Genomic DNA, 13,789 nt, shown 5'->3' with positions numbered 1-13,789 from the left:
GTCCGGTGATCAGCACCCCCAGCACCGGAAATCACAACCACTCGAACAGAGCAGAACACCCGGCACCGGATGATCCAGCCGGCGCGTCCTTCTGCCTTGGCCGCGTCCGCCGGCGACGCGTAGGCCACCAGGGTGGTTTCGATCGGACTTGTCGTGGCGTCGGGTGGGCGGCGGCAGACTGGCGCGAGGATGCGTACGCCAGCGGGCTGTGCGGAGGGGACGACGGGGATGAACGCGGAGAACATCAAGATCCAGGTGTACCTGGCCGACAACGATGGGATCGGATCGCTGCAGTCATGGCTGCAGGATGTGCCCGGAGTCTCGGCCGAGCCGGTGGCGGGCGCGTCGCGGACAGGCGAACAGGGTGACGCGTGGGACTTCCTGAGTGTGCTGTGCGGCACCGGCGGCGCGGTGACCGTCATGGTGAACGCCTTGACCACGTGGATCGAGTCGAAGGTGACCCACGCGCGAGTGGTGGTCGGCCAGACCGAGGTGGAGTTGCGCGGACCTGATCCCGAGGCCCTGGCGCGGCTGGTGCAGGCGGCCGGTGAGATCGAGGCTCGTGGCGGGCATGAGCGCGATTGACTTCTCCCGGTCACGGGTGATCCTGGTCGGCACCTCTCACTACACCGCAGGGCTCGAGCAGATGCAGGCCGCGGCCAACAGCCTGGCGGAGATGCACGCCTTGTTGAGCGGCCCGCTGTGCAACTGGCCGAAATCCCGCATCACGTCACTGCTGAACAAGAGCACCCGCGATGGTGTGGACCAGCAGATCGCCACGCTCATCCACGACACGGCCGATGTACTGCTGTTCTACTACGTCGGCCACGGCCAACTCCTGGACGGCGAGGACCTCGGGATGGCCCTGGTCGACACTCACCGAGACCCCCGTATGCGCTACACCACCTCGCTCCGGCTGAGCCACCTGCGCCACGAGCTGAAGTACCGCTGCACCGCACGGGTCCAGGTCGTGATCCTGGACTGCTGCTTCGCGGGTCTGGCCACCCGCAACAGCCAAGGCGACGACTTGGCCGAACAGGTCCACCAGATCACCAAGATCGAGGGCGCCTACACACTGGCCGCCTCCCGGGCTTCCCAGAAGGCCCTGCACCAGGACGGCCCGGACGGGCTGACTTACTTCACCAAGATCCTCACCGAGGTCGTCCACGACGGCATCCCCGGCGCGGGCCCGCACCTGGCCCTCAACGACCTGCACACCGAGATCAGTATCCGCTTCCGGCACCTGGAGCTACCCGAAGAGCACCTGCGGCCAGAACCGACGACGCTCGCCGTGGACACCGCCGAAAAACTCCTCGTTGCTCGCAACGCCGCCTGGACCCAGCCGCGCCCGAGGCCCGCCACACCAGGACCGCATTCCCTCGGCTCGCGCCACCGGCCACCCCAGCCCCAGGAACACGCCAAACCCCGGCCCGCCGACATACACGCGGCTCCCGTGACGCTCACGCGCTCCAGATCGGATAACGTAGGAACCGGCGCCAAAATCGGCTTCTTTACAGCCTTGCTGTTCCTCGGGATCATGATCGGCTTCATGGCTCTGAGCTCCGAAATCTTGTGGGGGCCTCGGTATACGGATCAGGAGTGGCGAAGCTTGCCCGCGATCATCGCTGGTTTCGCATTCGGATCCGCCCTCATCGGGATGGTGTTGGGGTCCTGCCATCACCGTGTCGTCCTGACGATCGACCCGGACAAGCTGGCTATCGAGAAAAGGACGATGCGACGGTCCACGAGCACCACCATGGCAATCCGCTGGAACAGCGTGCACCACGTCAGCCTCCTGGGTGGCGGCCGCGGCTCGATCCTCGTGGCCTGGACCGAAAACGGCCATCCGCCCCACCCGGCTATCCTCCTGAACCACCGTGTCGAAGGCGGATGGTTGCTCTGCGCCATGTCTGCGGTGACCGTCAGCGGCGGGGGCGACAAGCAACTCGCTTATATCCGTGATGCGCTTTCCTACTTTGGCGGAGACAAATACACGCAGCCGTAATCGCCTCGGACTCCCTGCATGAATGAGGGGGACGTTCAGTCGTTGCGGTGGCGTGTCACGAGGTCGATCAAGTCTTGGTGGGTGTCGGGTCGGAGGCGGCGACCAGCCCCTGGACGCCGGAGTGCACCGCTCGCCCGGCGAGGTTGGTCACCACGCAGCCGGCTGCCTGGCACAAGGCGATGCCGCTGGTGAAATGGACGCTGTCCCGCAAGTGCCCGTCGGTGATGTAGGCGGCCCGACGTCCGGCGGCGACCCAGACCAACGCCAGTGTCGTGGACATCACGCGGGGACGGAAGTGACCGGTGAAGGCATCGTCCAACAGCATCCGTGCTGTGCGGAACGACGCGGCGTTGGGGAATGGCGGGGCGAGATTGACATCTACGAGGTGGTCGCCCGCCCCGGGCAGCAGGGGCTCGTCGCGGCCTTCGCGGCGGAGGAACGCGCCATCGCCACCGGTCCAGAAAACCTCACCGGACAAAGGATCCGCCGACACCGCCGCAGTCACGCCGCTCCCAGCCCGCAGCGCGACGTTGACCGCGACCAATGGCGTCTGTGCCGCGTAGTTCACGGTGCCGCACAGCGGGTCGACCAGCCAGGTCCGCGACCCGTCCCCGGTGTCCGCGCCGTACTCCTCACCGAGGATCACATCGTGCGGGTACGCCTCTCGGAGAACTCTCCGGATCACGCGCTCCGCGGCGAGATCCACCCCAGTGGCGAAGTCTCTGTGGCCCTTCTCGAACCGCTCGAGAGGGCCGCCATAAGAACGCCGGATCACCTCGCACGCTGCGTTGACCGCGCGGATCGCCACCTCCACGTCGGAGCCAGCCCTCATCGTCGTGACCGTTTCAACCAAAAATCAGATTCTTCCATCTGCGGATATCACCTCGTCGGTACGAGCGCGCAGTCAACAGGACGTCCGTCGCCAGTATGTCCGATCACGCTTTACCGATCGGAATGGATCTCGCGTCGAAGATGCATGGTGAAGGTCTGGAGAGCCTTCACGACATCCGCCTGCTTCGGCACGTTCTCGGTGTCCTTCGCGCGCCATCCCGTGCTCGCGAATTTGTCGGCGGATTCGCGTGTCTCCGCTGCACTCTTCAGCTTCTGATCCCGCAGCCAGCTCCGGTGTTCGTCGCGCCCTTTGACCCAAGTGCCGAGCAACACACCCGCCAATCCGACCACCGCTCCCACAGCACCCGCCAAGACGTTTCCCACCTGAACCACCCACTTCGCAAGGTTCCAGGAACCCAATCTTCCTACCTCATCCTGGACACCGTCCGCGCGCTCATCGGATGACCGCGCGCCTGGTCGCTGCATATCGACCGCCTCGCGGTATGAGCGGTCGCTCACTCTCACGCGAATTGCAAGCGTCCTGCTTCAGACAGGCTTCGCAGGTCATGGCTTGTCGATGAAGTTCCCGACGTCGAAACACTGTGGCAGGCGAAAGTGACTTCTCGGCGGAGTGGTGTCATTGGGTTCCGCGCGACGCGGGCCTGCCGATAGCTACCGCCGCGGTGACCGTGGCTGGCATCCGCAGTACGTATCGTTGGCAGGAAAACTGGATCTCTCACAGCTGGGCTCGCTACGCCGTCGAACGCCAGATCGCCCACTTCAAGCACCGCGTCCCGCCCTACGACGCCACTGCCGTTCTGGTCAAGGTGGTAGAGGCCATCGCGGAGGCCGAAGGGCACGCCTGGGAAAACAACCGGCGCTCACTTCCTTCACGTCGATCTGCCAACGCTTGCGTTGCCCGGCTGGTGGAGTTGCCGCTCCGTGGTTGGCGTGGGTTCCCGTCAGGGTGCCGGCGCGGTGGGGTTTGTCTGCTCCGTGGGCCAGGTTCGCCTCAGGCTGTCGATCACGTTGGTGAACAAGGCGAAGGTGTTGTCGATGCGTTCGCGGTCGTTGGTGGTGAGCAGGTCGAGTTGCAGGCCGCGGGCTTGGGCCACGATCATCGATGCCACCAGAGGTGCCTGTTCCTCAGGACAGCCGTCCGCTGTGACCAAACGTTGCATCAGGGCCAGTGAGTCGTGCACGACCTGCCGCAGGAAGCGTTCGTAGCGTTCCGGTTGTCGTGCGGCCTGAGCGAAGACCTCGAACAGCAACCGGTAGACGGGCAGGCGTTCCGTGGTCGTCGAGTTCCGCCACCAGGTCGGAAGGTCGGCCGGCTGGGTGGTCGAGTCGGCCACGCCGGCCACGTTGGCCAGTCGACGGCGCAGCAGGTCGATGACCTCGGTGACCAGATTCTCCTTCGAGCCGAAGTGGTGCAGCAGCGTCCCATGGCTGACGTTCACCGCCGCGGCCAGCGGCCGCATCGCCAGACCGGCCAGACCGTGTGTCAAGACGTAGTCGGTCACCGCGTCGAGCAGTTCGGGCCGCCGGTGCTGATAACGGACGCTGCGGCCGTCGGTGTGCTCCTCCATCGGCCGGACGATACGGCAACACCAGATAGATTGACCGATTGGTCGAACTACTTTTAGGGTGGCTGCATGGCTTCCGAGATCACTCGCCTGCACCACGTCGGCCACGTCGTCCGGGACATGTCGGCCGCGCTCGACCTCTACCGGCGTCTGGGCTTTGTCGTGCCGGCACCCGGTTATCCCGCGATGCCACCCCGAGAGGGTGCCGAGCCGGAGCCGTTCGGTGCGGCCAACACCCACGCCGACTTCTCGTGCGACTTCCTTGAACTGGCCACCGTGGTTCAGGCCAAGGGTCGCGTGCCGGCGAACGCGCGGCTCGTCCCGCTGCAGGCCCCGCCCGACGTGCTGCCGACATTGCTGGAGCGGATCCACGCCACCAGCGTGAACCTGGCGGAATGTCTGGACCGCTTCGAGGGCCTGCACATCCTGATGTTCTCCTCGGCCGACATCGACGCCACCGCCGCACGGTTGACCACCGCCGCGGTACGGCACGGCGGGGTGAACACCGTGCGGCGACCTGCCGGCACCCACGTCGAGACCGTCCGCTACCTGGAGATCGACGGAGTACGGCCAAGCGTGGAGGCGGAAGGCAGAATCGGCGTCGTCGCGGAGCTGGACCCGCGGATCCAGGCCGCCCGGCTGGCCGACCACCCCAACGGCGCCGTCGGCCTCCTTGATGCCACGCTCTGCGTCGCCGACACCGAGTTGGACGCCGCCCAGTCGCGCTACGAGCGTTACCTCGGCCGGACACCTCGCACTGAAGGATCCACCCGGATCTTCGATCTCGACGGCGCGACCCTCACCCTGCTGACCACCTCCGGTCTCGCCACACTGTTCCCCGGCGAGCAACCCCCCGCGCTGCCCGCTCTCATCGCTTGCACGATCGCCGTCGACGACCTGACCGCAACGAAGAATCTGCTCCGGGACAACGAGGTCCCGCTGCGTCAGACCCCGCTCGGAGATGTCTTCGTGCCGGCCACCACCGCCCTCGGCGCCATCATCGCCTTCCGGCAAGCGAACCAACCCGCCACCATGACGACCACGAACTGAACAAGCCGAACAGACCACCACGGACGGACCGCGATCGGTCAACCGCACATCGGCATGTGCGGACCACGTGTCCGGAAAACCGTTGGCACCACCCGACAGCGGTCGTACCCTGGCCTGTTCCGCGCCAGGCGGACCCGCGATCGCGGCGAGCGGACCGGAGTGTGGAGTGGACGAACGAACCCGAGGCATCGTGCTCGGCCTGAGGGCGAATCCGGCTTTGCCCGATCACCTGCGTGCCCGCCTGCCCACCCGGCCCGCGGTACCACCGCGCGACACCACCTGGCACGTCGACAGTGCCATCGAGCGCGCCGCTGATCCGGTCACCTCGCTGGACGAGGTGACCGCCCTGCTGGACCACGACGACATGGCGATTCGATGGACACTCGCCGACCGGCCGGATCTGCCTCCCGACGCCCAACAACGGCTGGCGGTCGACCACATTCCCGGTGTCCGTGCAGGCCTGGCCGCCAACCCCGTGGTGACAGAAACGATCCTGCGCAAACTGGCGAACGACGAGTCTGCGGACGTACGGCGAGGCGTGGCGCACAACCCGTCTGTCCCGCTGGACGTGCTCACGCACCTGGTCGAGTCGACCAGGGTCGGGCCAGTCCGTTGGCCCCGCGTCATGGCGGCGACAGACGGGGAGTTGCGTCTTCTCGCGGCATCACCGTCTCCACGAACCCGGATGCCGGCCGTCCAGCGCACCGCGCTGCCCGCGGACGTCTTCGAACCGCTCGTCGCAGACGACGACATCCATGTCCTCAAAGGGATCGCCCCGCATCCCGCCCTGTCCGAAGTTGGCCCGGTAGCCGCTCATTGTGGGACGCTGGCCATCAGGGGCCGGGTTGCAGCCAGCCGTCCCACCCGCAAGGCGATGGGTTCGTGAACGATCTGCAGGAGGACGCATGCGCGGGCCGGAACGTTCCAGGAACGCTGCTTACCTGGCCCGAAATGATCCGCGGACCTACGTGGCCCATGTGGGCCAGCACTACGCCGAATGGCTACTCAGCCTGGACGAGCCATCGGGCATTACCCGTGAAGGCAAGGCGGCGGTAACCCTCACCGCCGCCGCTGTGGCGTACATGCAGCAACGCCCGTATCTACACGATTGCCACATCATTGCCGCCATCACACAGATTTTCTTCGAAGGTGAGCCGTATCCCGTGAGCCAATGCTGACACTTCGTTGATGTGACCGAGTCAGCCGTGATCCACGATCACCCGGCGGTAACGATAGTGGATGCTGATCGCGCCTGACGCATTCAGCGGTTTCTCCACCCCAACACAGGCGATTTCCGGCGCCTTCGATTTCCCGGTTCGACCGGGGCAACGGCAAAGCTGAACACCCGCTCTGCGGCAGTTGGGTACGTCCTGCTTCGATTGCGGCCTTGGGGAACATGGGTACAGTCGTTGGCGCTGAGATTGATCATGGTCGTACAGCACGCCGGCCGGCGGTTCCACCAGGGTTCGTCGAAGGTCGATGCTCGCGGGCGTGATCACACCGGGCCGTGGTGATTGGCGTGCTGCCCGTACGGAATGTCCCTCTGGCCCCGAAATGTCAAGCCGTGGAGCTCGGCAGCGGCGAGAACTTGGTGTGTGCCCACTGATCGTCGGCATGACCGTCCCGATCGTGCGGGCGTGGCCGAGTGCCAGTGATCGCCTGCAGCACCCGCTGGAGGCTTCCATTTTGCCTTTTCGGCAAGGAAGTTTGCGGTCGGCGACTGGCCCCTGCACCGTTGCCAGCATGAGCACCCACGACGTAGTCATCATCGGTGGTGGACCAGCGGGCCTGGCGGCGGCTGTGACGTTGGGCCGTGCCCGGCGTGACGTACTGGTCATCGACGCAGGCACGCCCCGCAACGCGCCCGCCGCCCAGGTTCACAGCTATCTCGGACGCGAAGGTGTCGATCCGCGCGAATTGCTGGCCATCGGCCGATCGGAGGTCGGGCAGTACGGCGGCATCGTCCGCGACGACACCGTGATCGGCGTGGAGCGTGTCAGCGAGGATGCCCTGCGGGTCACTCTTGCCGACGAGAGCACTGTTGACGCAAGGCGGGTACTGGTGGCCACTGGTGTCGTCGACGAGCTGCCCGACATTCCCGGCGTTGCCGACCGCTGGGGCGTGGACGTGCTGCACTGCGCCTACTGCCACGGCTATGAGTTCCGCGACAAGGCAATCGGGCTGATCGCCAGCGGCGTCGCCTCCCTCCACCAGGTACAGCTGTGGCGTCAGTGGAGTGAGAAGGTCACCCTGTTCACCAACGAGTCCGTGGAATTGACCGCGTCGCAACGCACCGAGCTCGCAGCGCGCCAGATCACCGTGGTGCCCGGCCGGGTCACCGGCGTCGAGGTCACCGACGACGCACTCAGCGGCGTCCGGGTCGGTGACAGCGTGACCGAAGTCCAGGCCGCCGTGGTCTTCCCCGTATCGGTGGCCAAGGTCGACACTCTGCTCGCAGACCTGGGCCTGACGGCCGAGGTCAAGGATATGGACGGCCAGCTCATCGGCGCGACGCTGCCCGCTGACCCCCAGATGGGTGCGACCTCTGTTCCCGGGGTGTGGGCGGCCGGCAACGTGCGAGGCCACCGGGCGCAGGTCATCGACGCTGCCGCACAGGGTGGGCTGGCCGGGGCGATGATGAACATCGACCTGGTCACCGAGGACGTGCGCCGCGCCGTCGCGGCACATCCCGCCACGCTCTGAACTTCTCGTGAGTCCAGCGCGCAGGAGCTCGCTTCGACAGCCGGCCACAGGCAAAGGGAAGGCGTTTGAGATGACAGAACACCGGCCGCTCAGCGACGAGGAGACGGCCGCCATGTTCGAGCCGCACGGCTGGGACGAGCGTTACGCCGGCCAGGAGCAGGTCTTCAGCGGACAGCCCAATGTGCAGCTCGTAGCCGAGGCGGCCGGGCTGACACCGGGTAGCGCTCTCGACGTCGGCTGCGGCGAAGGAGGCGATGTGATCTGGCTGGCCCGGCAGGGCTGGACGGTCATCGGCGCTGACTTCTCCGCAGCCGGCCTGGCACGCGCTGCCCGGCGCGCCGAGCAGGACGGCGTCGCCGACCATGTCGACTGGTGGCAGATCGACGCTCGCGTCTTCACCGCAGGCGGCCGATCCTACGACCTGGTCACCAGTCACTACCTGCAGCCGCCGGACGGCGGGATGACACAGGTGACCCGCCGGCTCGCCGATGCCGTCGCCCCCGGTGGCCACCTCCTGATCGTGGGCCATGCCCCGATGGGGTCGTCCGCCCCACTGACCGTCGGCCAGCGCGCGGCGATGTTCTCTGCCAAGGACCTGCTGCCCGGCCTGCCGGACGATTTCGACGTCCTCGCGGTCGAACAGCGGCCACGGACCTTGATCCGCGCCGGAACGCCGATCCACGCCGCCGACTCCACCCTGCTTGCCTGCCGCCGTCACAAGAACGGTCGGTAGGCTGAAACGGCCTCATGCTCCTGGGGTGACTGCTGGTCTGCAACCTTCTTGCGGTCAGCCACAGCAGAACAGGTTGTCGCAGGGGGTGCCGACTTCGCTGCCGTAGGCCTTGAAGTTCCGAAGAGGCGCGAGCGCCTGCTGGACGATCTCGGCTTCCATCAGCGGTTGCCCGAAAGGTCGGCTCCAACTGGACGGGGTGTCGTCGAGGTCTGTTGAGCTGACCTGCGCGATCTTGTTCGTCAGCAGCCTTGGAAGTGCTTGTCGGCCGACCAGCCCGCATTGGCCCAGCTTTCCGCCGCCGGGGGAGCGAAGCCCGGGATCACCGCAGCCAAGCCGGTGAGCAGCCAGCTGGTGAAGCGCGCGGCTCCTTGAGGACAGGTATGGATGCCGTCGGCGCTGCGATCGGCTTTGCCGTCCTTCGTCTGCTCGTAGGCGCTGCCCCACACTTCGGCGGCGTCGAGCACGACGGCCTTGCCGCCGGATCCGGCCGCCACCGCGCGGGCGACGTCCGGGGTGCGCTCGAGTTCTGCCATGTGCGGCTTGTAGAAGTCGTCCGGGTTCAGCGGGGGCATGGTGACGAAGACCAGTTTCGCGCCGGCGCCCGTCGTGGTGCTCAGCAGTTTCTCGTAGGCGGTCTGCTGCTCTTGCTGGGTTCCCCAGTCGTAGGTGGCTATCTGGTAGACGACCACGGTGGGCTTGGCGGAGGTGATCTGTTCCGGCAGTTTCTTCCAGTTTTCGTCGGCGAACGGGCCGACGACATTCCCGCCGCCCTCCGCGGCTATGGAGGTGAAACCGGTTCCACCGGCTTTGAACGCGGCGGCCAGCGGCAAGGCCTCGCCGACGGCGATGGAGTCGCCGAGGAAGAGCACCTTGGCCTGTTCCGAACTGGCCGCTGGGGTCGGGCCTGGGGCGGCCTGGGTCGAGCAGGCCGAGGTCGCCAGGACCAAACCGGCCAGGCCGAGCATGATTTTTCGGTTCTTGGTCATGTCTTCGACCGTGCCGTCGCCGCGTCCCGGGCGTTCCGCGATCGTGTCCCGGTTGTGTCGCAGAAGATCGCTTGACCGATGAGACGGCCCGGGGGAGTCCATAATGGACACGTGGTGGCGATATTGCTCATCGAGGACGATCCGCTGGTCAGGCGCGGCCTTCAGCTGGCGTTGTCCAGACACGGACACGATGTGCGGACCGCGGAGACCGGTGAGGACGGGCTGGAGCAGTTCCACGTGTCCGCGCCGGACCTGGTCGTGCTCGACCTGATGTTGCCGGGGATCGACGGATTCGAGGTGTGCCGCCGGATCCGGGCGGCGGGCGAGGTGCCGGTGATCATGCTGACCGCGCGGGGTGACGACTTCGATGTCGTCGGCGGCTTGGAGGCGGGCGCGGACGACTATGTGATCAAACCGGCGAGGCCCTCCGTGCTGGACGCGCGGATTCGTGCGGTACTCCGCCGTGGAGCCGTTCCGGCCGATGGCGTGCGGGTGCACCGCGACCTGCGGATCGACACCGCCGCGCTCGCCGTGTCCGTGCGCGGTGAGCCGGTTTCGCTGACGCCGACGGAAATGCGGCTGCTGTTGACGTTGTCCCGGTCGCCCGGCCGGGTGTTCAGCCGTAGCCAGTTGCTGGAAGAGGTGTGGGAGCACGACTACCTCGGTGATTCCAGGCTGGTCGACAACTGTGTGCAGCGGCTGCGGGCGAAGGTCGAGAACGACCAGGCGAGTCCGGTGTACGTGCAGACCGTCCGAGGGTTCGGCTACCGGTTCGGGCCGGTATGAGTGCCGGTCGGCTGTTGCCGCGGGGGCTTCGCGCCCGCTTGCTGGTCGCTTTTGTGCTGGTCGCCGTGCTCGCGGCGGCCGCGGTCGCCTGGTCGAGCGCCCGGTCGGCGAGCGCCGCGCTGGTCGCGACCACCCAGCAGCGGCTCGCCGGCACCCTCACCGGGCAGATCACCGCGGTCGCGCCCCAGCTGACCTACCCGCCGACTCAGGACTCGCTCGACCGGCTGCGCGCGGCCCTCGGCGCGAACACGCTGGTCACCTACGGGGATCTGCGCTCCGCGGACGGGGCCGACCTCGGCACGGACTCGCTGCGAGCGGCCGTGCGCGGCGAGAAACGGCTGGTCACGCAGCGGCTCATCGCGGGTGAGACCCCGTGGTTGCTGATCGGCACGCCGGTCATGCTCACCGCCCCGGACGGCGCCCGTGCCCCGTCCGGTATCGAGGTGTACTCGGCGCACGATCTCACCGGAGTCGAGGAGCAGATCGATCGCCTCACCCGCTCCGCGGCGATCACCGCCGCGATGGCGTTGCCTCTGGCCGTGCTCCTGGCGCTGCTCGCGGCGGGCAGTGTCCTGCGGCCGGTGCGGAAGCTCCGTGACACCGCGCGCCGGCTCGCGGCGGGTGATCTCGACGCTCGCACACCACCGCGGGGCGCCGACGAACTGGCCGACTTGACCGTCACCGTCAACGAGATGGCCGAGTCTTTGCAGCGCATGCAGGCCGACGCCAAACGGTTCGCCGCGGACGTCTCCCACGAACTGCGCACCCCGCTGAGCACGCTGACCGCGGTGGTGGAGGTGATGGCGGCCACGGCGGACACGATGGAGCCGGACGCCCGGGAATCGGCGCAGCTCGCGATCACCGAGACCCACCGGCTGGTCCGGCTGGTCGAGGATCTGATGGAAGTGTCCCGTTTCGACGCAGGGACCGCACAGATGCGGTGGGAGGAGACGGACGTCGCGGCCGCCGTGCGGGACTGCCTCCGGTCCCGGGGCTGGCTGGAGCAGGTCGAGCTGCTGGTGCCGGAGGAGATTTCGCTGCGGCTGGACCGTCGCCGCCTGGACGTCGTCGTGGCCAACCTGGTCGGCAACGCGCTGCGGTACGGCGCGCCACCGGTGCGCGTGCGGATCTCGGTGCTGCCGGACCAGGTCCGCGTCGAGGTGACCGATCACGGCCCCGGCTTGCCGGAGCACGTGCTGCCGAAGGTGTTCGACCGCTTCTACAAGGCGGACACCGCGCGCACGCGAACGCCGGGCAGCGGGCTCGGACTGGCGATCGCGCGCGAGAACGCGCGCCTGCACGGCGGCGACCTCACCGCGGACAACACCGTCGACGGTGGCGCGCGGTTCGAGCTGCGGCTGCCACGGAACCTGGAGGACCGGTGAAACGCATCCGGCTTGTCGCACTGGCCGCCCTGTTGCTGGCGGGCTGCGGAGTCGCACCCTCGGGACCCGCCGCCGACGGTGACGCCCCGACCGGGGTCGCGCCCGGGGTGACGCTGTACTTCGTCGACGCGCACCGTCGGCTCCAGCCACAGCTGAGGGAGACCCGGCGACTCGGCACGATCAACGAAGCGGTATCACTGCTGCTCACCGGTCCCGGTGGGGCGGAGCTGGACACCGGGATCGCGTCGACACAGGTCACCCAGGTCGTGGTGACCACCGAACCCGGCCTCATCCAGCTTCTGGTGCCGCTGACCGACCGTGAGGTCACGCCGCTGGGCATCGACCAGATCGTGTGCACGGCGCTCGGCGTCCACGTGCAGAGCGGTGGATCGAAGGCCACCAAGGTGCGGATCGGTTTCACGCAGCCCACCCCGGAGTCGGATGTTCAGCGGACCTGCCCGCTGAACAGGTGATCAGCGGGCACTTCCGAGCCGGGTGATGTCGATGCCGGGCGGTTCGGGGGCGGGAAGGGCAAGCCACAGCAAGGCAAGGGCGACCATGACCGCCGCGAACGCGAGCACCCCGCCACGGCCCCGTGCCCACTTCGCGCGGAACCGGATGGGGTCTTCGACCGCGTACTTCGACAACGCGGCCAACCCGATCGACAGGACGCAGACCAGCACGGTCCGGCGCCATCCGCCGATCCCGGTCCACTGCTCGGACACCAGCACGAAAACGGGCCAGTGCCACAGATAGAGGCTGTAGGAGATCAGCCCCATCCAGCGCAGTGGCCGCCAGGCAAGGAGCTTGGCGGACACCGTTCCCGGTGCCCGGACACACAACCCGATCAGCACCGCGGCGGCCAGCGAGTGCGCGAAGAGCCCACCGGTGAACAGCCACGGCGAGCCCACACCGTCGGCGAACCACCACAGCACACCGATTCCGGCGGTCAAGAACGCCAGCACCACTCCCGCTGTCCGCGCAGTCGAGCGGGCCAGGACGTCGCGCACCGGACCGGTGGCGACCATCGCGCCCAGCAGCAGGGAGAACGCCCGCGTGTCGGTGCCGGTGTAGACCCGGGTCGGATCGGACGGCGTCAGCAGCGTGATCATCAGAATCAGTGAGACCACCGAGGCCGCGAGCGTGATCACGGCGACCCGCCGGTGCAGTAGCCGTCGCCCGGCCAGGGCCAAGATCAACAGCAGCGCCGGCCACACCAGATAGAACTGCTCCTCGACCGCGATGCTCCACAGATGCTCGAAGACCCGGGCAGAGCCGAAGCGGTCCCAGTACCCGGACGACTCCGCGATCAGGTGCCAGTTGACCAGGTTCAGCTGCACCCAGGGGCCGTCCCCGAGCGTCGTCCGCACCACGTCCGGTGACGCCGCGAGCCACACCACGACGGTGACCACGGCGAGCATGGCCGCCAGGGCGGGAAGCAGCCGCCGGATCCTGCGGCCCCAGAAAGCGGTCAGTGACACCGTTCCGGTCGCCTCGGCCTCACGCAGGATCAGGTCGGTGATGAGGTAGCCGGACAAGGTGAAGAACAGGTCCACCCCGAGGAAACCGCCGGGCAGGAGATCGGTGTGGAACAGCAGGACGCCGAGGATCGCGATCCCTCGCAATCCGTCCAGCGCGGGGACGTGCGTCCCGCGTCCGGCGTCCGCGCGAACCACCGGGGCCTGGTCGATGTTCGTCATGATCCCGACTGTGCTGCGGCGATG

15 protein-coding genes are annotated in these 13,789 nt (G+C 67.5%); 10 read left to right on the top strand and 5 right to left on the bottom strand.

All coding sequences use genetic code 11. The features are described 5' to 3' along the window. Nucleotides 1-189: 189 nt before the first annotated feature. Nucleotides 190-585 carry an effector-associated constant component EACC1 gene (locus ACZ5IK_RS16735; RefSeq protein WP_465488475.1) on the top strand — a complete coding sequence of 132 codons (396 nt, stop codon included), beginning with the start codon at nucleotides 190-192 and terminating at the stop codon, nucleotides 583-585. Continuing rightward, nucleotides 572-2,005, top strand: coding sequence for a caspase family protein (locus tag ACZ5IK_RS16730; protein WP_465488474.1), 1,434 nt, complete (start codon nucleotides 572-574; stop codon nucleotides 2,003-2,005). The genes ACZ5IK_RS16735 and ACZ5IK_RS16730 overlap by 14 nt, the downstream gene beginning before the upstream one ends. 67 nt (nucleotides 2,006-2,072) lie before the next feature. Here the strand turns inward: ACZ5IK_RS16730 and ACZ5IK_RS16725 are convergent, their stop codons facing one another. The 3 genes from ACZ5IK_RS16725 to ACZ5IK_RS16715 all read right to left on the bottom strand — a co-directional run bounded on the left by ACZ5IK_RS16725 (nucleotide 2,073) and on the right by ACZ5IK_RS16715 (nucleotide 4,425). Continuing rightward, a complete protein-coding gene (locus tag ACZ5IK_RS16725; RefSeq protein WP_465488473.1) occupies nucleotides 2,073-2,837 on the bottom strand; it encodes an inositol monophosphatase family protein in 765 nt (254 codons plus the stop codon). A 110-nt stretch (nucleotides 2,838-2,947) separates the two neighbouring features. Next, nucleotides 2,948-3,220, bottom strand: coding sequence for a hypothetical protein (locus ACZ5IK_RS16720; RefSeq protein WP_465488472.1), 273 nt, complete (start codon nucleotides 3,218-3,220; stop codon nucleotides 2,948-2,950). A gap of 578 nt (nucleotides 3,221-3,798) precedes the next feature. Next, complete coding sequence (locus ACZ5IK_RS16715) at nucleotides 3,799-4,425, bottom strand: TetR/AcrR family transcriptional regulator (RefSeq protein ID WP_465488471.1); 627 nt, start codon at nucleotides 4,423-4,425, stop codon at nucleotides 3,799-3,801. 66 nt (nucleotides 4,426-4,491) lie between these two features. Here ACZ5IK_RS16715 and ACZ5IK_RS16710 point away from each other — a divergent pair, with 66 nt between their 5' ends. From ACZ5IK_RS16710 to ACZ5IK_RS16690, 5 genes are all read left to right on the top strand, one after another. Continuing rightward, entirely contained in the window at nucleotides 4,492-5,472 is a 981-nt protein-coding gene (locus tag ACZ5IK_RS16710) for a VOC family protein (protein ID WP_465488470.1), read from the top strand. Between the two features lie 166 nt (nucleotides 5,473-5,638). Next, nucleotides 5,639-6,358, top strand: coding sequence for a hypothetical protein (locus ACZ5IK_RS16705; protein WP_465488469.1), 720 nt, complete (start codon nucleotides 5,639-5,641; stop codon nucleotides 6,356-6,358). Between the two features lie 19 nt (nucleotides 6,359-6,377). Continuing rightward, complete coding sequence (locus tag ACZ5IK_RS16700) at nucleotides 6,378-6,650, top strand: hypothetical protein (RefSeq protein ID WP_465488468.1); 273 nt, start codon at nucleotides 6,378-6,380, stop codon at nucleotides 6,648-6,650. Nucleotides 6,651-7,215: 565 nt separating this feature from the next. Then, nucleotides 7,216-8,175 (top strand): NAD(P)/FAD-dependent oxidoreductase, encoded by a 960-nt coding sequence (locus tag ACZ5IK_RS16695; protein WP_465488467.1) that lies wholly within the window; start codon nucleotides 7,216-7,218, stop codon nucleotides 8,173-8,175. Between the two features lie 70 nt (nucleotides 8,176-8,245). Then, nucleotides 8,246-8,908 (top strand): class I SAM-dependent methyltransferase, encoded by a 663-nt coding sequence (locus ACZ5IK_RS16690; protein ID WP_465488466.1) that lies wholly within the window; start codon nucleotides 8,246-8,248, stop codon nucleotides 8,906-8,908. A 239-nt stretch (nucleotides 8,909-9,147) separates the two neighbouring features. Here ACZ5IK_RS16690 and ACZ5IK_RS16685 read toward each other — a convergent pair whose 3' ends face one another. Continuing rightward, nucleotides 9,148-9,894, bottom strand: a complete 747-nt coding sequence (locus ACZ5IK_RS16685; RefSeq protein WP_465488465.1) for an SGNH/GDSL hydrolase family protein — start codon at nucleotides 9,892-9,894, stop codon at nucleotides 9,148-9,150. Nucleotides 9,895-10,005: 111 nt separating this feature from the next. Between ACZ5IK_RS16685 and ACZ5IK_RS16680 the strand changes: the two genes are divergently transcribed. From ACZ5IK_RS16680 to ACZ5IK_RS16670, 3 genes are read left to right on the top strand one after another with little or no spacing between them, the layout of a single operon-like run. Then, complete coding sequence (locus ACZ5IK_RS16680; RefSeq protein ID WP_465488464.1) at nucleotides 10,006-10,680, top strand: response regulator; 675 nt, start codon at nucleotides 10,006-10,008, stop codon at nucleotides 10,678-10,680. Further along, entirely contained in the window at nucleotides 10,677-12,065 is a 1,389-nt protein-coding gene (locus ACZ5IK_RS16675) for a sensor histidine kinase (protein WP_465488463.1), read from the top strand. The genes ACZ5IK_RS16680 and ACZ5IK_RS16675 overlap by 4 nt, the downstream gene beginning before the upstream one ends. Continuing rightward, complete coding sequence (locus tag ACZ5IK_RS16670; protein ID WP_465488462.1) at nucleotides 12,062-12,538, top strand: hypothetical protein; 477 nt, start codon at nucleotides 12,062-12,064, stop codon at nucleotides 12,536-12,538. The genes ACZ5IK_RS16675 and ACZ5IK_RS16670 overlap by 4 nt, the downstream gene beginning before the upstream one ends. Here the strand turns inward: ACZ5IK_RS16670 and ACZ5IK_RS16665 are convergent, their stop codons facing one another. Next, the gene (locus tag ACZ5IK_RS16665) at nucleotides 12,539-13,765 is read right to left on the bottom strand and encodes an acyltransferase family protein (protein ID WP_465488461.1); all 1,227 of its coding nucleotides are present in this window, start codon (nucleotides 13,763-13,765) and stop codon (nucleotides 12,539-12,541) included. Nucleotides 13,766-13,789: the final 24 nt, after the last annotated feature.

This window comes from Amycolatopsis sp. NPDC031561 (genome assembly GCF_055580625.1).
This window is presented reverse-complemented; position numbering and strand designations above follow the sequence as displayed.